Below are 20,648 nucleotides of genomic sequence, written 5' to 3' on the forward strand. Positions count from 1 at the left end.
ATGCCCGTCACCTGGCGCGACCTCCTGGACATCCTCCTGGTGGCGGTCCTCTTCTACTACCTCCACCGCCTCATCTCCGGCACCCGGGCCCTGAACCTGGTGCGGGGGGTCTTGGTCTACCTGGTGGTCTGGTTTCTGGCGAGCCTCCTCGGGCTTAGCACCCTGGCCTGGCTTTTGGGGAACGCCGCCACCTTGGGGGCTTTCGCCCTCATCGTGGTCTTCCAGCCGGAACTCAGGGGGCTTCTGGAGCGCCTGGGCCGGGCCCAGGGGCCGAAGGCCCCCTCCCTGGCCCTGGAGGAGCTCCTTTTGGGCCTTTCCCGGCTCTCCGAACGCCGCTACGGGGCCCTCATCGCCCTGGAAAGGCGGACCCCCTTGGGGGAGTACGCGGCCACGGGGGAGGTCCTGGAGGCCAGGCTCTCCGCCAGGCTCCTGCAGACGGTCTTCTACCCCGGCACCCCCCTGCACGACGGGGGGGCCATCCTGCGGGGCGACCGGCTCTTCGCCGCGGGGTGCGTCTTTCCCCTTTCGGAGGCCAGGATGGGCCTTGGCACCCGGCACCGGGCGGCGCTGGGGCTTTCCGAGGTTTCCGATGCCCTGGTGATCGTGGTGAGCGAGGAGACGGGGGCCATCCGGGTGGCCGAGGGGGGGCGGCTTTCGCCCCCTCTGGGCCTCGAGGCCCTGCGCCAAAGGCTCAAGGAGGTGCTGCGTGCGTGAGTGGGGGGGGTTTCTCCTGGCGCTCCTCGCCGCCTTTGCCGTGTGGTACTCCCTGCGCGAGCGGGCCCCGGTGGTGGAGCGGGCGGTGAGCGTGCCCCTGCAGGTGGTGGGCCTGGAGGGGGAGCGCACCGTGGAGGGGGTCCCCAAGGAGGTGCTCCTGCGCCTCAGGGGGCCGGCGCACCTGGTGGAGGGGAGCCCGCCGGTCTCCGCCTACCTGGACCTCTCCGGGGTGGAGGGGGGCTTTGCCCGGGAGGTGCGGGTGGCCGTGCCCCAGGGGGTGGAGGTCTTGGAGGTGCGCCCGGCCCGGGTGGAGGGCCGGGTGGAGGCGGTGCTCTCCCGCACCCTCCCCGTGGAGGTGCTGGCCCAAGGGGCCTGGGTGCGCACCGACCCCGCCTTCGTGGAGGCCAAGGGGCCGAGGAGCCGGGTGGAGGAGGCGGTGGTGGCGGTGGGCCTGGACCTGGGCGGCGATACCCTGGCCCTCACCGCCTTTGGGTCCCAAGGACCCCTTCCCGGGGTGGAGCTTTCCCCCAAGGAGGTGCGGGTGGTGGCGCGGGAGGCCCCCCTCTTCCGCAAGGAGGTGGCCGTGGTCCTCCGCCCCCCGGTGGGCCTCAAGGTGGTGGACTACGACCCCAAGACCCTGGAGGTGGTGGGGCCGAAGGAGGCCCTGGAGGGGCTGGCCCAGGTGGAGGCCCGGCCTAAGGAGGGCTTTCGTCCGGGGGAGGTCTCGGGGCCTTGGCTTTTGGACCTTCCCCCCGGGGTGCGGGCCCTAGGCCAGGTTTCGGGAAGGGTGCGCCTTGCGCTAGAATAGCTAGGATGATTTACCCCATCCGCCTTTACGGGGACCCGGTGTTGCGCAAGCGGGCGCGGCCCGTCCAGGAGTTCTCCGGGCTGAGGAAGCTCGCCGAGGACATGCTGGAAACCATGTTTGAGGCCCGGGGGGTGGGCCTGGCCGCACCCCAGATCGGCCTACCCCAGCGCCTCTTCGTGGCGGTGGAGTACGCGGACGAGCCCGAGGGGGAGGAGCGTCCCCTCCGGGACCTGGTGCGCCGGGTCTACGTGGTGGCCAACCCCGTCCTCCTCCACCGGGAAGGGGAGGTGGAGGGCCTGGAGGGTTGCCTCTCCCTCCCGGGCCTTTACGCGGAGGAGGTGCCCCGGGCGGAGCGCATCCGGGTGGCCTACCAGGACGAGGAGGGAAGGGAGCGCGTCCTGGAGCTGGAGGGGTACATGGCCCGGGTGTTCCAGCACGAGATGGACCACCTGGAAGGGGTCTTTTTCTTTGAGCGGCTCCCCAAGGCTAAGCGGGAGGCCTTCTTGGAGGAGAACCGGGCCGAGCTCGCCCGCCTCCAGAAGGAGGCCAAGGCCCTCCTAAAGGAGCTTTCCGGGCGATGAGGGTGGCCTTCTTCGGCACGCCGGAATGGGCCGTGCCCGTGCTGGAAGCCCTGGACCGCCACCACCAGGTGGTCCTGGTGGTGACCCAGCCCGACCGGCCCCGGGGCCGGGGTCTCAGGCCCACCCCGAGCCCGGTGGCCCAGTATGCGGAGGCCAGGGGCCTTCCCCTTTGGAAGCCGGAAAGGCTAAAGGGGAACCGGGAGTTCCTGGAAGCCTTCAAGAAGGCGGCCCCCGAGGTGGCGGTCACCGCCGCCTACGGCAAGGTTCTGCCCAAGGAGGTCCTCCAGGTCCCCCCCTGGGGCTTCCTCAACCTGCACCCCTCCCTCCTCCCCCAGTACCGGGGGCCGGCCCCGGTGCAGTGGGCCCTCATCCGGGGGGAGCGGGAGACCGGGGTCTCCATCATGAAGACCGAGGAGGGGCTGGACACCGGGCCCCTCTACGCGGTCTGGCGTACGGAGATCCTTCCCGATGAGGACGCCGTGGCCCTGGCCGGGCGCCTGCGGGACAAGGGCATAGAACTCCTCCTCCAGGTCCTTAAGGACCTTCCCCACCTCACCCCCACCCCTCAGGAGGGGGAGGCCTCTTACGCCCCCCTCCTCACCAAGGAGGAGGGGCGCATCCGCTTTGGGGAAAGCGCCCAGGCCATCTACCACCGCCACCGGGGGGTGCAACCCTGGCCGGGAAGCTACTTCTTCCACGAGGGGAGGCGGGTGAAGGTGCTTAGGATGCGCCCTGAGCCTGGAAGGGGAGAGCCTGGGGTGGTGCAGGCGGTAGACCGGGAGGGGGTTCTGGTGGGCACCGGGGAGGGGCTCATCCGCCTCTTGGAGGTGCAACCCGAGGGTAAGCGCCCCATGCCCGCCGCCGACTGGGCCAGGGGGTATGGGGTGGTCCCGGGAACCAAGCTGGAATAAGCATGCCTTTTTAGAGCCCCCGCCGAGGCGGAAGCCTCGGCGGGGTACTTAGAACTCCTCGTCCCACTCCACGATGGTCTCGCTGGTGAGGGTGCTGGCGGAACGCTCCCGCTCCATCCCGGTGGAGGTGGTAACCTCGGCCCCCCGCTCCTTGAGGAGGCCGAACTGGGCGGCAATGCCCCGGAGGCCAGCCCCGGCGAAGGCCACCACCAGGAAGGCGGAAAGCCCCCAGGCCAGATAAGGCCCCAGCGCCTGGGCAACGGAGAGGTTGGCCAAGGCCCCTAGAGCGGGTAGCCCCCCGTACTCGGCCAGGATGGAGCCCAGGTAGGAAAGCCCCTCGGCCACGATGGGCAATACCAGGAAGAGAAAGGCGAGACCCAAGAGGTTCCAGTACACGTTCCTGCCCCCGAAGGTGAGCCGGACGAGGTAAAGGGGAAAGAAGGCGAGGGCAGCCGCCAAGAGGAAGAACACGGCCCGGGGGATGCCCAGGAAGAAAAGCTGGATCTGGACCTGCAGGGCGTGCCAGGGGCCCAGGGTACCTCCCAGGAGGCGCTCCTCAAGCTCCTGGATCTCTCCCAGAAGCACGGTGAAGTCCACGGTGCGCAGACCCACCGCGTTTTGCATGGCCAGGAAGAGGCGGTCGGCGCGCTCGGCCAGCTCGGGGGCGTAGGCGCCCACCACCGGGTAGATTTTCAGGCGGAAGCGGCTATAGGCGTAGCCCAGCTGGGCTCGAGCCCGCTGATACTGGCCTGTTTCCGTGTAGAGCTGGGCTTGGGCCAGGCTGCTGCGTACCTCGTCCAGGAGGTCCAGCCAGTTGACCAGGCTGGGGAGGGCCAGCCGTTGCAGGGCCTCGCCCACGCGAAGGGCTACCTCGGGGTCCAGCCGCAGCAGGCTGGTTTCCTCGCGGATCTCCTGGGGCAGGAAGGTTTCCGCCGGGCGGACTTGGCTTGGGGAAGGGGGCGGAGCGGGGGACGGTGTGGAAGCGGGGGGTGGGGAGGCTTGGGCGGGAGGGGTGGGGGCGGGGCTTGGAGGGGCCGCCCTTCGGGCTTGCAGGCCCTGGCGCCAAGCGGCCACCTTCTTCTGCAGCTCCTGAACCCCTGGCCGGAAGTTCTCCCCCCCCGAAACCCTGGCCAGGGCCTGGATGAAGTCCTGGGCCTTCAGGGTGCTTTGCGGGCTGTCCTGGACCACCAGGTAGCGGGCGTAGGCCCGGGCCAGGGCCAGGTAGGCCTGGGGGCGGGAGGTGGCGGCCAGGGTTTGGTCAAGGTCCTCGGCTAAAAGCTGCAGGAAGCGGGCCTCCAGCCGAAGCCGCGCCTCTTCCGGCGGGAGGTTCTGGACCCCCTGCACCTGGGCGGCGGGGAGCCCCGTGGCCCGGACCAGGCGGTCCAGGTAGGCGGGCCTCTCCGAGGCAGGGGCTTGCAGGAAACCGTCGTACAGGGCCTTGCCCACCAGGTGGCGCACCAGGAGGAGGCGGGCCTCGAGGTCCACCCGGCTCCTCCTGAGCACCGCCTGCCGCGCCTCCTGCAGGTTGTTCAAGGCCGCATCCCGGAGGACGGGGGGAAGCCCCTCCGCTTCCTGGCGGAGGAGGCCCTGCGCCCGCTCCAGGGCGGAAAGGGCCTGTTCAGGCCTATCCACGCGCACCTGCCCCAGGGCCCCCTCCAGGCGGTCGTAGACCTGGGGCAGGGGCGCGGCCATGGCCGTGAGGCCGAGGACCAGAACTGGGAAAAGCCTTCCTCTCATCCGCTGACCTCCGCGATGGACCCAAGCCGCCTCAGGGCGTGGAGCAGGCGGCCCACGTTGCTGTCCTTCCGGGCCGTGAGGCCCACGTACCCCTGGCCCAGGGGCCTCACGGCCACCAGGCTTTCCCCCAGCACCGCGTAGAAAACCGCGTACCCCTGGCGCAGGAGGAGAAGGTGGGCCAGGTGCAAGGGAACGGGCTCTTCGGGAAAGAGCTCCTCCTTTCCGCTTCCTCCCGCCACCACCACCCCCGTTACCCCCTCCAGGCGGGCGAGCCTCTGGGCCAGGGCCTGCCGGGCCGTGGGGTCCTCGAGGTCCACCACTTCCCGCAGCGCGTCCTCTTCTCCCTCCTCCTCGGCCTCGGCTTCGGGTTCTGGCGTGAGGCGGCTCTTCCCCTCCCGCACCAAGGCCTTGAGTTCCGGGGGCATCTCCCGGAAGGGGAGGAGGCGGGAAAGCTCGGGCCAGATGACTTCCTCGATGAGCCGGGCCCAGGCTTCCCTTGTGCTGGGGGCCCGTTGGGCCAAGGCCCGGGCCACCAGGTTCTCCGCGGCCCTGGGGGAGATATACCGGCTCAGGAGCTGCAAAAGGCTTTCCTCCATAAGGGCACCTGGGGCTTGCCAATCTGCCCTTCAGAGTGTACCATAACCTCTGCCCGAGGGATCGGGCGCCCGCCGCTGGGGTGTCGTCTAACGGCAGGACAGCGGACTCTGGATCCGCCGGTCGTGGTTCGAGTCCACGCACCCCAGCCAAACTTTGGCCCCATCGACTAGCGGTTAGGTCACCGCCCTTTCAAGGCGGCGGCGGGGGTTCGAGTCCCCCTGGGGTCACCAGGAGCTGTCCGAGCCGCGCATGGCCCCATCGTCTAGAGGCCTAGGACACGGCCCTCTCAAGGCCGAGACGGGGGTTCGAATCCCCCTGGGGTCACCAGGAGCGGCTCGGACGCTTGCTTTCCTTGACGTCCCCTGCCTTTTGCGCCAAACTGGAGGCGCTGTATACCCCCTCCTGGTATGGAGGGGTGGTAACCTGAACCACAGGAGGCGAGCGATGGAGTTCACCCTCACGGGGCTTGCGGGAAGCGGTCAAGAGGAAGAACGGTACGACGTGGTCATCCTGGGCGGGGGGCCTGCGGGCCTCACCGCGGGGATCTATGCCGGGCGGGCCCAGCTTAAGACCCTGATCGTGGAGAAGGGCCTGCCCGGGGGGCAGATCGCCCAGACCGACGAGGTGGAGAACTACCCCGGCTTTCCCGAGGGCATCTCCGGGCCGGAGCTGGCGAGCCGCATGGTGCAGCAGGCGGAGAAGTTCGGGGCCCGGATCGTCATGGACGAGGTCTTGGGCCTGGAGCGGGAGGGGGAGGGCTTCGTGGTCCGGGGTTTTGAGCGCTCCTACGCGGCTCGCGCGGTCATCATCGCCACCGGGGCCAACCCCAGGAGGCTTTCCGTGCCCGGGGAGGACAAGTTCTACGGCCGGGGGGTTTCCACCTGCGCCACCTGCGATGGCTTCTTCTACCGGGACAAGGAGGTGGTGGTGGTGGGCGGGGGGGATGCCGCGGTGGAGGAGGGGCTCTTCCTCACCAAGTTCGCCCGGAAGGTCACCCTGGTCCACCGCCGGGACGAGCTTCGCGCCAACAAGGTGGCCCAGGCGCGGGCCTTCCAGAACCCCAAGATGCACTTCCTCTTCTCCCACGTGGTCACCGAGATCCTGGGGGAGGAGCAGGTGACGGGGGTGCGCCTCAAGAACCTGAAGACGGGGGAGGAGTACGTCTACCCCACGGACGGCGTTTTCGTCTTCATCGGGCACGAGCCCAACACCGGCTTCCTCAAGGGGGTGGTGGAGCTCAGGTCCGACGGCTATGTGGCCGTGCGGGACGAGGTCTTCACCTCCGTCCCCGGCATTTTCGCCGCAGGGGACGTGGCCGACCCCGTCTACCGCCAGCTCACCACCAGCGTGGGGGCCGGCACCCGGGCCGCCATGATGGCCGAGCGCTACCTGGCGGAAGCCCACGAGGCGGTGAGGGGCTAGCCTTCGGGGTGGGGTGCGGCGGTCCCTTGCCCTCCTCCTGGGCCTCTTGGGGGGTCTGGGCTTGGCCCAGACCCTTTACCTTCCCCTGGACGACCGCCCCCCGAACCTCGCCCCTTGCGCCTGGGGGCTGGTGCGCTGCCCGCCCCAGGAGGCCTACCGGGGCCCGGAGGGGGCGGACCTGGCGGCCCTTAGGGCCTGGCTTGGGAGGACGCCGGGAAGGGCCTTGGTGGCCAGCCTGGACGTCCTGGCCTACGGGGGGCTTTGGCAAAGCCGCCACCTCCTCCTCCCCCCGGAGGACGCCCTGGCCCGCCTCGCCCCCCTCCTCTCCTGGAAGGCCCGCCACGGGGGAAGGCTCTACCTCTTCGGCGTGGTACCCCGGTGGGACGCCACCCAGAGGGAGCGCAACCTGCAGGTGCTCCAGGCCCTTGCTTCCTGGGCGGGGATTCCCGGGGTGTACCTGGAAGCCGTTTGGGACGATGCCGTGAGGGGCTCGCCCGCGCCCATGGAGGCCAGGGGGCTCCCTTACCCCAGCCGCCCCGGGGCGGACGAGGCGGGGCAGGTCCTCCTCCTCAGGGCTTGGCGCCCGGGGCTCCGGGTGGCGGTGGTGTACGGGGAGGGGGTATCCCCGGACCGGGTAACCCCCTACGAGGGGGTTCCCCTGGAGAGGACCGTGGCCGGGGTGCTGGGAAGCGCCGGGGCCCAAAGGGTGGGGCTTGGGGAGGGTCCCGACCTGGTGCTTTACCTCCACGGGGGCGGGGATCCGCGGCAGGCGGCCCTCCGGCTCATGGGCCTCATGGCCCGGCACCCCGTGGCCCTGGCCGACCTCTCCCGGGTGAACCGGGGCGACGGGGGGCTCATGGCCTACCTCCAGGGCCTGGGGCTTTACGGGCGGCTTGCCGCCTACGCCGCCTGGGGCACCCCGGCCAACAACCTGGGGAGCGCCCTGGCGCAAGGAGGGCTTTTCCTGGGGGACGGGGAGGGGCGCCTTATGCGCCTCGCCGAGGCCTACTTCCACTACTGGTGGGGAGAGGTGGGAAGGCCCTGGGTGAGGGCCCGTTACCCCGAGCCCCTGCCGGAAGGGGCCCTGGCGGTTAGGGACCTCTGGCCCCATTGGGAGTTGGACGGCTACCGGGTGGAGCTCTTGGGGGTGGGCTTTCCCTGGGGCCGCGCCTTTGAGGCCACGGGCCGCCTTAGCCTGGTCTTTCCCTCCCGCCCGCCCCACCTGGTAGAGTGAGGGGCGTTATGACCCTTGAGGTGTTGGAGCTAAGGCGCCTTCAGGCCCTGGCCCAGGCCTGGCGCCTCCTGGCTCCCTTGGAGCGCCCGGGGGAGGTGTACCGAAAGGTGGTGGAGACGGCCAAGGCCACCACCCGGGCGGTTTCCGTGCTCTTCTTCCTTTACCTGGCGAAGGAGGACGTCCTGCAGCTGGTGGCGGCGGAAGGGCTTTCCCGGGACCGGTTGGGTTTCCGCCTGAGGCGGGGGGAGGGGGTTTCTTGGCGGGTGCTGGAGGGGGAAGATCCCCTCTTCATCCCCGACGTGAGCCAAGAAGCCCAGGCGGTCTTCCTTTCCGGCAGGCGCCAGGCTAGCGCCTACCTGGGGGTGGCCGTGCGCGACCCAGGGGGGCGGCCCATCGGGGTGCTCTCCCTGGACACCGCCGGGGGCGTGGGAGAAATCCTCCCCGAAGAGCGCTTTTGGCTCCAGGCCCTGGCGGAGGCGGCCGGGGTGGTCCTGGCCCGCATAGAGGCCCTGAACCAGGCCAGGGCCGAGGCCGAGCGGGCCCAGGCCCTGCTCCACCTTTCCCTGGCCCTGGAGAGCGCCCGGGAACCCTTGGCCATGGCGGAGGAGGCCCTGGGAACCCTCCTACGCCTCACCCCCTACCACGGGGGGGCCCTCTTCCTCTTCCAGGAAGGGAGGGTGCGGCCTGGCGTGATGGCGGGGCGCTACCCTCCGGGCTTTCCCCACCTCTACGAAGTGCACCCCATCCGCTTCGGGGAAGGGCTTCTGGGCCACCCCCGGCTATGGGAGGGCCCGGTGTACGTGGAGGACTATGCCCGCTTCCCCGGGGCCCTTAAACCCTATGCGGAAAGCGGCCTCACGTCCGTTCTTCTGGTGCCCCTTAGGCCTGAGGGGCGGCGGTACGGGGTCTTGGCCCTGGCTTCGTTTGGGGCCCCCGTGCCCTATCGCCCGGAGGACGAGGCCGTTTTACGGCTGGTGGCCAAGCGGCTTGAGGAAGCGCTGGAGCGGCTTTTCCACCTGCGCACCCTGAGGGTCACCCGGGAGGCTGCCCTGAGGGCGCTTTCCCGGGTCTTGGAGTACCGGGACCTGGAGACCCGGGGGCACACGGAGCGGGTGGCGGAGCTTTCCCTGCGCCTAGGGGAGGCCTTGGGGTTTCCGGACCTCGAGGGCCTCCGCCTCGGCGCCTACTTCCACGACCTGGGCAAGCTGGCCTTGCCCGATGAGGTCCTAAGGAAGCCCTCTGCCCTCGCGGCAAGGGAATGGGCCACGGTCAAGACGCACCCGGAGGTGGGGGCGGAAATCCTGAAAGCGCTCCCCTTCCTTCCCAAGACGGCCCTCAACGTGGTCCTCCACCACCACGAGCGCTGGGACGGCTCCGGTTACCCCCAGGGGCTCAAGGGGGAGGAGATCCCCTGGGAGGCCCGCATCTTCGCGGTGGTGGACGTGTGGGATGCCCTCGTCTCCGAGCGCCCCTACAAGCGGGCCTGGCCCCGGGCTGAGGCCCTAAGGGAGCTTCGGGCCCAGGCCGGTAAGGGCCTGGACCCGAAGGTGGTGGAGGCCTTTCTGGAGCTCGTGGCGGGGGAGGCTTAAGCGCCCGCCCCTAGGGCTTGCGGGTCCCTGTTTTACCGGGGCCCCCATGCTGGCCCAAGCCGGCATGGGGTGGTATCATTCCACCGTTACGCTCTTGGCCAGGTTCCGGGGTTGGTCCACGTCCCGCCCCAGGAGGACCGCCACCTCGTAGGCCAGAAGCTGCAGGGGCACCACGCTCACGATGGGGGCCAGGAGGGGGTGGACCGCGGGGAGGTAGATCACGTCCTGGGCGAGTTTCCTTATCCCCTCGTCCCCCTCGGTGGCCAGGGCGATCACCCGGCCGCCCCGGGCCCGCACCTCCTGGATGTTGGAAAGGGTTTTCTCGTAGAGGGGGCCTTGGGTGGCGAGAACCACCACCGGCAAGCGCTCGTCTATGAGGGCGATGGGCCCGTGCTTCATCTCCCCGGCGGGGTAGGCCTCCGCGTGGATGTAGCTGATCTCCTTGAGCTTAAGCGCCCCCTCGTAGGCGGTGGGGGCCTGCACGTGCCGCCCCAGGAAGAGGAAGTCCTGGGCCTGGTGGTACTTTTCCGCGATGTGGGCCACGAGGGGGCGTTGCTCCAGGACCTCCTCCACCAGGCGCGGGAGCTTGCGCATCTCCCGGATGAGCCCCTGGGCCGCCTCCCGGCTGAGGGCACCCCGAGCGCGGCCCAAGCGCACGGCCAGCATGGCCATGGCCGCCAGCATGGCGGTGTAGGCCTTGGTGGAGGCCACCCCGATCTCTGGCCCTGCGTGGATGTACAGCACGTCCTCCACCTCCCGGGTGATACTGGAGCCCTTGGCGTTGATGACCCCCAGGGTCCTCGCCCCCTTGCGCCTGGCCTCGCGGATCCCTTCCAGGGTGTCTATGGTCTCCCCGGACTGGCTGATGGCGATGGCCAGGGTCTTCCCGTCCACCACGGGGTCGCGGTAGCGGTACTCGCTGGCCACGTCCCACTCCGTGGGAATGCGGGCCAGGGCCTCCAGGAGGTACTTCCCGTACCACCCCGCGTAGGCCGCGGTGCCGCAGGCGATCACGTGAACCCTTTCCACCTCCTTGGGGTCCAGGCCTAGCCCCAGGTCCACGTCCCCCTCTTCCTCCCGCAGGCGGCCGCCCAGGGTGTTCTCCAGCACCCAGGGTTGTTCGTAGATCTCCTTCAGCATGTAGTGGGGGAAGCCCCCCTTCTCCGCCGCCTCCAAGGACCAGTCCACCTCCACCACTTCCCGCTTGAGGGGGTTTCCCTGAAGGTCGGTGACCTCTACCCCTTCCCGGGTGATGCGGGCCAGATCCCCGTCGTGCAGGAAGATGACCCGGCGGGTGTAGGGCAAGAGGGCGGGCACGTCCGAGGCCAGGAAGTTCTCCCCCTCCCCCAGGCCGATGACCAGGGGGCTCACGGTGCGGGCGGCCACGATCTCTTCCCGGTCCTCGTGGACCACCACCACGGCGTAAGCCCCCCGCACCTCTCCCAGGGCCTCCCTTAGGGCCTGGAAGAGATCCCCCCGGTACTTCTCCTCCACCAGGTGGGCCAGGACCTCGCTGTCCGTCTCCGAGGCGAAGCGGTGCCCCCGGGCGAGGAGGGCCTCCTTGAGCTCCAGGTAGTTTTCAATGATGCCGTTGTGGATCACGGCGATCTTCCCGTCCTCCGTGGTGTGGGGGTGGGCATTGGGGTCCGTGGGGGCCCCGTGGGTGGCCCAGCGGGTGTGGCCCACGCCCAAGGGACCTTCCAGGTCCCTTCCTTTGAGGGCCTCTTCCAGGGCGGAAAGCTTCCCCGAGCGCTTCACCACCTTTAGCCCCGCCGGGGTCCTCACCGCCACCCCCGCGGAGTCGTACCCGCGGTACTCCAACCGCCTCAGGCCTTGGATAAGCACATCCGTGGCGTTACGAAAGCCAATGTACCCTACGATTCCACACATGCTTTTCCCCTCGGAGCCTGGGAAGACTCCGGTCTTTGGGTTCTTTGGGCGCCCTGCCCTTCGGTTGTCCCTCCTCGGGCTTTCCCTCCGGGCTTTTCTCAGGCGGGCGGGGCGGGCACACCCCGGGCGGCATCCGCGGATCGCCTCGACCTTTCCCGGCCCTCGCCGGTTATCCCCACCTTGGGGTCCGCCACCTCGTCAGGCCAAAAGGCCCCCTGCGCTTCCCGCCTTCCTGGAAACCATCTTCATCCAGCCTCCCACCCCCCGCGGCAAGTATAGCAAAGCTAAAGCCTAGGGGCTTGACAGGCTCCGCGTGAGCCTTTTATGATACCGGCGGATGCAAGGGAAAAGCAGGCCCTCTGGGCGTAAGGCAGCCTTGCATCCCGGGAGAGGCTCGGTGGGGGAGGAAACGCGGAAACTCGCCCGCACCCACCTTTCCCGATAGACCCTGAAGGGGGTGCATGGGAATATGAAGAAAAGGCTAGTCATGCTACTGGCGGGGCTCTTGACCGTGCTCTCCATGGGCTTCGGTCTGGCCCAGTTCTCCGACGTGCCCGCCGGGCACTGGGCCAAGGAGGCCGTGGAGGCCCTGGCGGCCAAGGGGATCATCGTGGGCTTCCCCGACGGCACCTACCGGGGGAACGAGACCCTCACCCGCTACCAGGCGGCTCTCCTCATCTACCGCCTCCTGCAGCAGATCGAGGAGGAGCTGAAGGCCAAGGGTGAGTCCCCCACCATGGAGGCCATGTCCGCGGAGGACCTCGAGGCCCTGAAGAACGCCGTGCAGGAGCTGGCGGCCGAGCTCGCCGCCCTGGGCGTCCGGGTCTCCGCCCTCGAGGACAGCGCCGCCACCAAGGAGGACATCGCCCGCCTCGAGACCATGATTGAGGAGCTCAAGGCCAAGCCCGCGCCCGCGGAGCCCGGCATGGACCAGGCGGCCCTGCAGGACCTCATGGACCGGGTGGAGGCCGCCTCCATCGCCGCCGACACCGCCCTCGCCCAGGCCCAGCAGCTGGCCGAACAGCTGGACGCCTTGGCCCAGGACGTGGAGGGGGTGAAGGGCGACCTGGCCTCCCTGGGCACCCAGGTGGAGGCGAGCGCCCAGGCCATCCAGGCCTTGAACGAGCTCGCCGTCCTCCTGAACCAGGACGTGCTGGCCCTCCAGGACCGGGTCACCGCCCTGGAGAAGGGCCTGGCGGACCTGCAGGGGGTGGACTTCGAGCAGTTCGCCTCCAAGGAGGACGTGGCTGCCGTCCAGGAGTTCGCCGCCGCCCTGCGTTCCGACCTGGTGGGCCTCTCCGAGAAGGTCTCCAAGCTGGAGGGCACCGTGGGCGACCTCTCCGGCAAGGTCTCCAAGCTGGAGCGGAACGCCTTCACCATCAGCGGTAGCCTGAGCCTCAACTACAGCGTTTACCGGGCCTGGGGTACCGATGCCTCGCCTGCGGGGCCGGGCACGGCCAACACCTTTGACATTGACCGCCTCTTCTCCAGCAAGTTCAGCACTGGGGACGGTGATGGCGATGGTTCTGTGGGCGACGAGGCTGACCTGGGCAAGAACACGGAAGGCGTCACCAACGCCACCCTGAGCGTTAACTTCTCCACGGGCAAGCTTGAAGCGACTTCCGATCCGGGCAAGCTGAACAGCTACCCCAATCTGCTCCAGTTCAGCCTGCGGGCGACGCTCACCAATCCTGGCAAGTACGATCCCAGCACGGGTACGCCCACCTACCCCATCAACCTTACCCTGGATGAGTTCTCGTCTACCTTGGCGGTGGCCAAGGACCAGACCCTGTCTTTCAGCTTCGGTCGGTCGGCGAGGTCCCAGTTCACCGAATACGTCTTTGACAACAACTATAACAGCCGCGGGCACGGCTTCGTAGCCACCTTCAAGCCGGGCCTTCTGGGGGCTACGCTGACCGGGGTTTATGGGTCCAAGGGGGCTAACGATGGGGACTTCAAGTACTTCCGCGGCGCTCGTCTGGCGCTGAACCCCGTTGAGGGCCTCGCTTTGGGTGGCTCCTTTGTCCAGGAGGGCCAGGACGCCAACCAAGGGACCACTACCCCCACCTTCCCCACCCCCACCACCGTGTATGGGGTGGATGCCAGCGTGAAGCTGGGTCCTGCGGCCCTCTCCGGGGAGTACTTCAATTCCGATTCTGCTCCCAACGCGAACGGGTACTACGTGAAGGCCGACGTAGCCTTGGGGCCTGTTTCTGTGGCAGGGAACTACCGGAACATCGGCACCGGGGTTACCGGGGCGAACATGCTCTCCGGGGATGCCACCAGCACCCTGGACCAGGGCGGCTGGGGCGGTGTCGATTCCAACGGCAACGTCATCAACGGGGCTCCCTTCCGCTCCAACCGCCAGGGCTTTGGGGTGAGCGCTTCCGCCGGTCTCGGTCCCGTCACGGTCAAGGGCTACTACGACAGCTCCACGGTCCTTGCCAACGAAAGCGTCACCAACTCCTACGGCGCTTTCAACTACAATGCGAACGACCAGCTGGTGGCCTACGGTGGCCAGGCGGATCTCGCCTTCGGCGGCTTCACGCTGAGCGGCTTCTACCGGATTGCGCAGCTTAACGGGGCCACTACGCGCTACATCCTCACCGAGAAGCCCGCTGACGCAGTGTACGCCAGCGAGTACGGGGCCAAGCTCGCCCACGATGGGGCTTCTCAGGCCGCCCTGCTTCCCAAGCTCAACTTCACGGCCGCCTACACGCAGAAGTACGATAACGCCACCAGCGGCTTCACCACCCAGGACATCGCCGTTTACGGCTCCTACGAGCTGGCTCTCGGGCCCCTCACCCTCAAGCCCATGGGCCGGTACCACACCCAGGACGCCGCAGCAGGGAGCACCGCTTCCGACTACACCACGGTGAAGTACGGCGTGGCGGCTTCCATCGCCCTGGACCTCCCCTTCAAGCCGAGCCTTTTCGGGGAGTACTACGCCCGGTCTACTGAGGTGACTTCGGCCAACAGTGGACCTGCTACCACGGGTACCATCTCCGAAAGCAAGTACGCTGTGGGTCTGAAGCTGGGCGAGTTCCTCTTCAAGAACTCCTCGGTGGAGGCCAAGTACGCTTCCTACATGGGCAGCGGCCTCAACGCCCCCATTCTCTTGGGTGTTGCTGACGCCGCCAGCTCCACCACCTCCGACTACCTCTATAACAACGCGGTAAGCTCGGCGGGGAGCAACCAGGGCAGCGTGAGCGGGTGGTACTTCACCTGGACCTACTGGGACCTCACCTTCGCCTACGTGGAGGCTGACGTTAACAACAACGGCAACCAGACCCACGGCCAGGCCTTCAAGATCAGCTACACCGTGAAGTTCTAGGTCTTAAGGGCTCGTCCCCCCGCCCCCCGCGGGCGGGGGGGTTTCCTTTGGGCTAAACTGGGAAGGATGACCTTCCGCTACCGGGGGCCAGCCCCCAAGGGGGACCAGCCCCAGGCCATCTATGGGCTCGTGGAGGCCTTGAGGGACGGGGAGCGCTTCGTCACCCTCCTCGGGGCCACGGGCACGGGGAAGACGGTGACCATGGCCAAGGTCATCGAGGCCCTGGGGAGGCCTGCCCTGGTCCTCGCCCCCAACAAGATCCTGGCGGCTCAGCTCGCGGCGGAGTTCAGGGAGCTCTTCCCGGAGAACGCCGTGGAGTACTTCATCAGCTACTACGACTACTACCAGCCCGAGGCCTACGTGCCGGGGAAGGACCTCTACATAGAGAAGGATGCCAGCATCAACCCCGAGATCGAGCGCCTGAGGCACTCCACCACCCGAAGCCTCCTCACCCGGCGGGACGTAGTGGTGGTGGCCTCCGTCTCCGCCATCTACGGCCTCGGGGACCCCCGGGAGTACCGGGCGCGGAACCTGGTGGTGGAAAGGGGCATGGCCTACCCCCGGGAGGCCCTCTTGCAGAGGCTCGTGGAACTCGGCTACGAGCGGAACGAGATAGACCTCTCCCCGGGGCGCTTCCGCGCGAGGGGAGAGGTCTTGGAGGTCTTCCCCGCCTACGAGACCGAGCCCATCCGGGTGGAGCTATGGGGCGACGAGGTGGAGCGCATCCTCCAGGTGCACCCCATCACCGGGGAGAGGCTTCGGGAGCTTCCCGGCTTCGTGCTCTTCCCCGCCACCCACTACCTAAGCCCGGAGGGGCTAGAAGAGATCCTGAAGGAGATTGAGAGGGAGCTCTGGGAGAGGGTCCGCTACTTTGAGGAGCGGGGGGAAGTCCTCTACGCAGAGCGCCTCAAGGAGCGCACTCTCTACGACCTGGAGATGCTAAGGGTCATGGGCACCTGCCCCGGGGTGGAGAACTACGCCCGCTACTTCACGGGGAAGGCCCCCGGCGAACCCCCCTACACCCTCCTGGACTACTTCCCGGAGGACTTCCTGGTCTTCCTGGACGAGTCCCACGTGACCGTGCCCCAGCTCCAGGGAATGTACCGGGGGGACTACGCCCGGAAGAAGACCCTGGTGGACTACGGCTTCCGCCTCCCCTCGGCCCTGGACAACCGGCCCTTGCGCTTTGAGGAGTTTCTGGAGAAGGTGCCTCAGGTGGTCTTCGTCTCCGCCACCCCGGGGCCCTTTGAGCTAGCGCGCTCAGGCCGCGTGGTGGAGCAGATCATCCGTCCCACGGGGCTATTGGACCCCCTGGTGCGGGTCAAGCCCACGGCGAACCAGATCCTGGACCTCATGGAGGGGATCCGGGAGCGCGCCGCAAGGGGCGAGCGCACCCTGGTCACCGTCCTCACCGTGCGCATGGCGGAGGAGCTCACGAGCTTTTTGGTGGAGCACGGGATCCGCGCCCGCTACCTCCACCACGAGCTGGACGCCTTTGAGCGCCAGGCCCTGGTCCGGGACCTAAGGCTTGGCCACTACGACTGCCTGGTGGGGATCAACCTCCTCCGCGAGGGGCTGGACCTCCCCGAGGTCTCCCTGGTGGCCATCCTGGACGCGGACAAGGAAGGTTTCCTGAGGAGCGAACGGAGCCTTATCCAGACCATGGGCCGGGCGGCGAGGAACGCCAAAGGCGAGGTCTGGCTCTACGCCGACCGGGTCTCCGAGGCCATGCAGAGGGCCATAGAGGAGACCAACCGGAGGCGGGCCATCCAGGAGGCCTATAACCTTGAGCACGGCATCACCCCGGAGACGGTGAAGAAAGAGGTGCGGGCGGTGATCCGCCCCGAGGGCTACGAGGAGGTCCCCCCGCCAGAGCTTTCCGGGGAGGACCTAAAGGAGCGGATCGCCGAGCTGGAGCTCGCCATGTGGCAGGCGGCAGAGGCCTTGGACTTTGAGCGGGCGGCGAGGCTCAGGGACGAGCTTCGCGCCCTCGAGGCCCGTCTCCAAGGCCTGAAGACCCCTGAGCCTGTCCCCGGAAGCCGCAAGCGGCGGAAGAAGCGCTAGGCCAGAAGCAGCACGGGGTTTTCCAGGTAGAGGGCCACCCGTTCCAGGAGCTTCCGCGCCACCGGGGCCTCCAGCCCCGAGGCGGTGAGCATCCCCTGGGGAAGGAGGAAGAGGCTTGGGCGGCCCGTGTGCACCTCCTCTTCCCCGGCGAAGCAAAGAAGCCCCTCCCCTTCCTCCTGGCCCTCGAGGCCCTGGAAGAGGGCGAGGAAGCTTCCCCTGGGCTTAAGGCCCCGCACGCCTTCCCCCGCCACCTGGCCCAGGAGGGGCCTTAGGGGAAGCTCCAGCTCGGCCAGGGCCCTTTCCGCCGCCCTGAGGAGGAAGGGAAGGGGGGTCTTGGGCACCCCGTGGGCCCGGTGGAAGGCCTGGAGGGCCGCCTCCAAGGGGGCGGGGTCCAGGGGCTGGCGGAAGACCCGGAGGGCGGGGGCAGGGGCCGCCGCCGGGGTTACCCCCAAGGGGGCGGGCGCGGGCGCAGGGGCCACCCCTAGGGGGGCCGGGGTTTCCACCGGGGGTTCTTCCGGGGCTTCCTCCAGGGCCGTCTCCTCGGCTAGGAGGGCTTCCAGCTCCTCCTCCAGGGCCTCTTCCGCCAGGACGGGGGCCTCCTCCAGCGTCTCCTCGGGCTCCTCGGCCAGGAGGAGGGCCTCTTCCTCCAGGTCCAGCTCCAGGTCCTCCAGGAGGGCGGGCTCCAGGTCCAGCTCCTCCTCGGGAACCTCCTCCACCTGCAAGGTGGGGGCCTTGGGGGCCTCGGGGATCAGCTCGGCCAGGTCCACCCCCTCCCGGCCCAGGGCCTCCTGGGCCCGCTTCAGGTCCTCCTCGGGCAGGACAGGGGGGGGCTCCTCGGGCATGGGGGGCAGGTCCACCTCCCCGGCCATCACCTTGGCCAGGTAGGCCAGGATGTCCCGCTCCACGATGCTCCCATCGGGGCCCGTGCCCTGGAGCCTGCGCCAGTCTATGCCGTTTTCCTCCGCAAGCCGCCGGGCCAGGGGCGTGATCTTGGGTTCTGCCATCTTGGCCCTATGATAGCAGGGTGGAAGAGCGCTTGGCCGAGCTGTTAGCCGTGTACTGTCTGGAGGCGGGCCCTGGGGAGACCGTCTTGGTGGAGGCGGAAACCCCGGCCCTCCCCCTCCTACCCCCCTTGAAGCGGGCCCTCCTGCGCCGGGGCGCTTATCCCCTCATCCGCCTGGGCTACCCCGGGGAGGCGGGGGACTTCCTGCGCCATGCTGGGCGCTGGCTGGAGGAAATCCCCGAGGTGGAGGTGGCCCTGTACCAGAAGGCGGACAAGTTCCTGCGGGTGCTCTCCGCGGAGAACCCCCTCGAGGCCGCCTCCTTGGACCCGGGCCTTTCCCTGAGGCACCAGCGGGCCTGGCGGCCCTTAACGGAGCTTCGCCTGGGGAAGCGCTGGGCCCTCACCCTCTACCCCACGGTGGGCTACGCGGTGGGGGCGGGGATGGGGACGGAGGAGTTCAAGGCCTATCTGGAGAAGGCCTTCTTCCTGGACCGGGAGGACCCCGTGGGCGCCTGGCGGGCCCTCTCCCGTTTCCAGGAGGCTCTCATCGCCAGGCTTTCCTCGGGGAAGGAGCTCCGCCTCCTGGCCCCGGGGACCGACCTCCGGCTTTCCGTGGCGGGAAGGCGCTGGATCAACTCCGACGGGCGGCGGAACATGCCCTCGGGGGAGGTCTTCACGGGGCCCGTGGAGGACTCCGCCGAGGGGGAGGTGCGCTTCAACCTGCCCGCCTTCGTGGGGGGGAGGCGGGTGGAGGGGGTGTACCTGCGCTTCTCCCGGGGGGAGGTGGTGGAGGCCCGGGCGGAGGTGGGGGAGCCCTACCTGGCCTCGGCGCTCGCCACCGACCCCGGGGCCCGGCGGCTCGGGGAGGTGGGCCTCGGCACCAACTTCGGCCTCACCCGCCCCACGGGCCTCATCCTCCTGGACGAGAAGATGGGGGGCACGGTGCACCTGGCCCTGGGGCGGAGCTACCCGGAGACCGGGGCGAAAAACGAGAGCGCCCTGCACTGGGACCTGGTCCTCTCCCTGGAGGAGGGGGCGCTCCTCCTGGACGGGAGCCCCCTGGTGGAGCGGGGGCGCTTCGTGGGGCTTGCCGAGCCCTACCCCTTCGCCTAACTAGAGGTCCTGCCGCTCAAAGATGAGGGCCGCCAGGAGGGCGAAGCCCAGGGTGTAGATGGCGAGGAGGGAAAGCCCCAGGCCCTGGGCCTCGGGCCTCAGGTGCAGGTCCAGGTAGGTGGTGAGGAGGAAGGGCTCTAGGGCGGGGAAGGCCACGAGGAGGCGCATGAGGAGCAGGGTGGCCACGGCGGCCAGGGCGCTTGCGGTGGTGGAGAGGAAGAGGGCGGCGTAGAGGAGGGCCAGGGAGGCCAGGGGCACGAGGACCGCCCCCGCCAGGAGGTGGGCCCGGAGGAGTTCCCCCAGGGCCTCTTGGGGCATGAGGAGCCCGGTCCCCGCGAAGCCCCCTTCCCCCAGGCCCGTGCCCCCGAAGAAGGGGCCAAGCCCGTGGGGAAGCCCGGCCAAAACCCCCCCTAGGAAGCTCGTGCCGAGGAGGACGAAGGGGTAGAGGAGGGCCGCCATCAGCTTGGCGAGGAAGAGGTGGGTCCGGGGAAGGGGGCGGAGGAGGAGGCTTTTCAGGGTGCCCTGGGCCACCTCGCTTCCCAAGGCCTCGCTGGCGGCCATGACCACCAGGAAGGGGAAGAGGAACTCCATCCCCGCCAGGAGGCTCAAGGACACCACCTGCCACCCCGAGGCCAGGACCAGGCCGTAGACCTCCTTTAGCCCCGGGGCCAGGGCCCAGAGGAAGGGGAGGAGGAAGGCGGCGAGAAGCCCAAGCCCCACGGAGCGAAGGCGGAAGAGCTTGTAGAGCTCAAAGACGAAGAGCCTAAGCATGGCGCACCCTCTCCTGGTAGTAGCTCATGAGGTCAAAGCGGTGGGGGTGGAGGGCCCTCACCCGGTACCCCTCCCGCAGGAGGGCCTGCAAGACGGCCTCGGGCTTCCCCGTGAACAGGATGGCCTGGCCCTGCACCCGCGCGGAGGTGACCTGGGGCAGGGTCTTGAGGAGGGCCAAGGCCCCTTCCAGGGGTTCGGCCTCGAGGCGGTACGCCTCCTGCCCCGAGGGGGCCACCTCGTCCAGGAGCCTGCCCCCGCCCAGAATGCCCACCTTGTGGGCGTAGGCGCTCACCTCCTGCAGGTGGTGGGTGGAGAGGAGGACGGCCACCCCCTCCCGGGCCAGCTCCTGCAGGAGGCCGTGCACCAGCTCCACCCCCTCGGGGTCCAGGCCCGAGGTGGGCTCGTCCAGGACCAGCACCTTGGGTCGGTGCAGGATGGCGGCGGCCAGGCCCAGGCGTTGGCGCTGGCCCAAGGAGTAGCTCGCCACCTTCTGGTCCGCCACCGCCAGGAGCTTGAGCCGGGCCAGGGCCTCGCCGAGGCGGGCCTCTTCCCTCAGCCCTGCCAGGTAGGCGTGCATCCTGAGGTTCTCCCGCCCGGTGAGGTAGGGGTAGAAGGCGGCGGGGGCCTCCACCACCGCCCCCAGGTGGCGCCGGGCGGCGGGGCTTTTGTGCACGTCCTCCCCCAGGAGGAGGGCCCGGCCCCGGGTGGGGAAGGCCAGGCCCGTGACCAGGCGGATCAGGGTGGTCTTGCCCGAGCCGTTGGGCCCGGCCAGGGCATACACCTCCCCGGCCCGCACCGTAAGGCTTACCCCTTCCAGGACGGGCTTGCGGCCGTAGCGCTTGCCGATGCCCTCTAGCCTCAGGGCTTCCATGGGTGCTAT

The 20,648-nt window shown here is 69.0% G+C and carries 16 protein-coding genes and 3 tRNA genes; 13 read left to right on the forward strand and 6 right to left on the reverse strand.

Annotated elements, in window-relative coordinates; all coding sequences use genetic code 11:
• Genes cdaA through fmt form a run of 4 tightly spaced genes read left to right on the forward strand, consistent with a single transcriptional unit; the run spans position 1 to position 3,014 of the window.
• Positions 1-714, forward strand: coding sequence for a diadenylate cyclase CdaA (gene cdaA, locus ACYQ0J_RS08195; RefSeq protein ID WP_460171672.1), 714 nt, complete (start codon positions 1-3; stop codon positions 712-714).
• Positions 707-1,522 carry a CdaR family protein gene (locus ACYQ0J_RS08200; protein ID WP_460171673.1) on the forward strand — a complete coding sequence of 272 codons (816 nt, stop codon included), beginning with the start codon at positions 707-709 and terminating at the stop codon, positions 1,520-1,522. Before cdaA ends, ACYQ0J_RS08200 begins: the two co-directional genes overlap by 8 nt.
• A gap of 5 nt (positions 1,523-1,527) precedes the next feature.
• Positions 1,528-2,103, forward strand: coding sequence for a peptide deformylase (def, locus tag ACYQ0J_RS08205; protein ID WP_460171674.1), 576 nt, complete (start codon positions 1,528-1,530; stop codon positions 2,101-2,103).
• Positions 2,100-3,014, forward strand: a complete 915-nt coding sequence (fmt, locus tag ACYQ0J_RS08210) for a methionyl-tRNA formyltransferase (RefSeq protein WP_460171675.1) — start codon at positions 2,100-2,102, stop codon at positions 3,012-3,014. Before def ends, fmt begins: the two co-directional genes overlap by 4 nt.
• Before the next feature lie 48 nt (positions 3,015-3,062).
• Here the strand turns inward: fmt and ACYQ0J_RS08215 are convergent, their stop codons facing one another.
• Together ACYQ0J_RS08215 and ACYQ0J_RS08220 are read right to left on the reverse strand one after the other, a co-directional pair.
• A complete protein-coding gene (locus ACYQ0J_RS08215; RefSeq protein WP_460171676.1) occupies positions 3,063-4,751 on the reverse strand; it encodes a hypothetical protein in 1,689 nt (562 codons plus the stop codon).
• Positions 4,748-5,347: a hypothetical protein gene (locus tag ACYQ0J_RS08220; RefSeq protein ID WP_460171677.1), complete on the reverse strand. Its 600-nt coding sequence runs from the start codon at positions 5,345-5,347 to the stop codon at positions 4,748-4,750. The genes ACYQ0J_RS08215 and ACYQ0J_RS08220 overlap by 4 nt, the downstream gene beginning before the upstream one ends.
• A gap of 76 nt (positions 5,348-5,423) precedes the next feature.
• On the opposite strand from ACYQ0J_RS08220, the gene ACYQ0J_RS08225 reads away from it, so the two are divergent.
• From ACYQ0J_RS08225 to ACYQ0J_RS08250, 6 genes are all read left to right on the forward strand, one after another.
• Positions 5,424-5,497 (forward strand) — tRNA-Gln (locus tag ACYQ0J_RS08225).
• A gap of 6 nt (positions 5,498-5,503) precedes the next feature.
• Positions 5,504-5,578, forward strand: a tRNA-Glu gene (locus ACYQ0J_RS08230).
• Between the two features lie 21 nt (positions 5,579-5,599).
• A tRNA-Glu gene (locus ACYQ0J_RS08235) sits at positions 5,600-5,675 on the forward strand.
• A gap of 117 nt (positions 5,676-5,792) precedes the next feature.
• Positions 5,793-6,770, forward strand: a complete 978-nt coding sequence (gene trxB / locus ACYQ0J_RS08240) for a thioredoxin-disulfide reductase (RefSeq protein WP_460171678.1) — start codon at positions 5,793-5,795, stop codon at positions 6,768-6,770.
• Between the two features lie 13 nt (positions 6,771-6,783).
• On the forward strand, positions 6,784-8,004 hold the full coding sequence (locus tag ACYQ0J_RS08245) for a DUF4127 family protein (protein ID WP_460171679.1): 1,221 nt from the start codon (positions 6,784-6,786) through the stop codon (positions 8,002-8,004).
• Positions 8,005-8,012: 8 nt separating this feature from the next.
• Positions 8,013-9,593 (forward strand): HD domain-containing phosphohydrolase, encoded by a 1,581-nt coding sequence (locus ACYQ0J_RS08250; protein ID WP_460171680.1) that lies wholly within the window; start codon positions 8,013-8,015, stop codon positions 9,591-9,593.
• 75 nt (positions 9,594-9,668) lie between these two features.
• Here ACYQ0J_RS08250 and glmS read toward each other — a convergent pair whose 3' ends face one another.
• Positions 9,669-11,483, reverse strand: a complete 1,815-nt coding sequence (glmS, locus tag ACYQ0J_RS08255; RefSeq protein ID WP_460171681.1) for a glutamine--fructose-6-phosphate transaminase (isomerizing) — start codon at positions 11,481-11,483, stop codon at positions 9,669-9,671.
• A 469-nt stretch (positions 11,484-11,952) separates the two neighbouring features.
• Here glmS and ACYQ0J_RS08260 point away from each other — a divergent pair, with 469 nt between their 5' ends.
• Together ACYQ0J_RS08260 and uvrB are read left to right on the forward strand one after the other, a co-directional pair.
• Entirely contained in the window at positions 11,953-14,817 is a 2,865-nt protein-coding gene (locus ACYQ0J_RS08260; protein ID WP_460171682.1) for an S-layer homology domain-containing protein, read from the forward strand.
• A 66-nt stretch (positions 14,818-14,883) separates the two neighbouring features.
• Entirely contained in the window at positions 14,884-16,881 is a 1,998-nt protein-coding gene (gene uvrB / locus ACYQ0J_RS08265; RefSeq protein WP_460171683.1) for an excinuclease ABC subunit UvrB, read from the forward strand.
• On the opposite strand, the gene ACYQ0J_RS08270 is transcribed toward uvrB, so the two are convergent.
• On the reverse strand, positions 16,878-17,885 hold the full coding sequence (locus ACYQ0J_RS08270; protein WP_460171684.1) for an E3 binding domain-containing protein: 1,008 nt from the start codon (positions 17,883-17,885) through the stop codon (positions 16,878-16,880). The two genes, uvrB and ACYQ0J_RS08270, sit on opposite strands and share 4 nt — an antisense overlap.
• Before the next feature lie 20 nt (positions 17,886-17,905).
• Between ACYQ0J_RS08270 and ACYQ0J_RS08275 the strand changes: the two genes are divergently transcribed.
• Positions 17,906-18,997 (forward strand): aminopeptidase, encoded by a 1,092-nt coding sequence (locus tag ACYQ0J_RS08275; protein WP_460171685.1) that lies wholly within the window; start codon positions 17,906-17,908, stop codon positions 18,995-18,997.
• On the opposite strand, the gene ACYQ0J_RS08280 is transcribed toward ACYQ0J_RS08275, so the two are convergent.
• Both ACYQ0J_RS08280 and ACYQ0J_RS08285 read right to left on the reverse strand, forming a co-directional pair.
• The gene (locus ACYQ0J_RS08280; RefSeq protein ID WP_460171686.1) at positions 18,998-19,768 is read right to left on the reverse strand and encodes an ABC transporter permease; all 771 of its coding nucleotides are present in this window, start codon (positions 19,766-19,768) and stop codon (positions 18,998-19,000) included.
• Positions 19,761-20,639, reverse strand: coding sequence for an ABC transporter ATP-binding protein (locus ACYQ0J_RS08285; protein WP_460171687.1), 879 nt, complete (start codon positions 20,637-20,639; stop codon positions 19,761-19,763). The genes ACYQ0J_RS08280 and ACYQ0J_RS08285 overlap by 8 nt, the downstream gene beginning before the upstream one ends.
• Between the last annotated feature and the right edge of the window lie 9 nt (positions 20,640-20,648).

It is taken from the genome of Thermus sp. FJN-A (assembly GCF_054655095.1).

Excerpts from the sequence above, each read along its gene's own strand:
- cdaA (WP_460171672.1), top strand. The coding sequence starts at position 1 with ATGCCCGTCACCTGGCGCGACCTCCTGGACATCCTCCTGGTGGCGGTC.
- def (WP_460171674.1), top strand. The coding sequence starts at position 1,528 with ATGATTTACCCCATCCGCCTTTACGGGGACCCGGTGTTGCGCAAGCGG.
- fmt (WP_460171675.1), top strand. The coding sequence starts at position 2,100 with ATGAGGGTGGCCTTCTTCGGCACGCCGGAATGGGCCGTGCCCGTGCTG.
- ACYQ0J_RS08215 (WP_460171676.1), bottom strand. The coding sequence starts at position 4,751 with ATGAGAGGAAGGCTTTTCCCAGTTCTGGTCCTCGGCCTCACGGCCATG.
- ACYQ0J_RS08220 (WP_460171677.1), bottom strand. The coding sequence starts at position 5,347 with ATGGAGGAAAGCCTTTTGCAGCTCCTGAGCCGGTATATCTCCCCCAGG.
- trxB (WP_460171678.1), top strand. The coding sequence starts at position 5,793 with ATGGAGTTCACCCTCACGGGGCTTGCGGGAAGCGGTCAAGAGGAAGAA.
- ACYQ0J_RS08250 (WP_460171680.1), top strand. The coding sequence starts at position 8,013 with ATGACCCTTGAGGTGTTGGAGCTAAGGCGCCTTCAGGCCCTGGCCCAG.
- glmS (WP_460171681.1), bottom strand. The coding sequence starts at position 11,483 with ATGTGTGGAATCGTAGGGTACATTGGCTTTCGTAACGCCACGGATGTG.
- ACYQ0J_RS08260 (WP_460171682.1), top strand. The coding sequence starts at position 11,953 with ATGAAGAAAAGGCTAGTCATGCTACTGGCGGGGCTCTTGACCGTGCTC.
- uvrB (WP_460171683.1), top strand. The coding sequence starts at position 14,884 with ATGACCTTCCGCTACCGGGGGCCAGCCCCCAAGGGGGACCAGCCCCAG.
- ACYQ0J_RS08270 (WP_460171684.1), bottom strand. The coding sequence starts at position 17,885 with ATGGCAGAACCCAAGATCACGCCCCTGGCCCGGCGGCTTGCGGAGGAA.
- ACYQ0J_RS08280 (WP_460171686.1), bottom strand. The coding sequence starts at position 19,768 with ATGCTTAGGCTCTTCGTCTTTGAGCTCTACAAGCTCTTCCGCCTTCGC.
- ACYQ0J_RS08285 (WP_460171687.1), bottom strand. The coding sequence starts at position 20,639 with ATGGAAGCCCTGAGGCTAGAGGGCATCGGCAAGCGCTACGGCCGCAAG.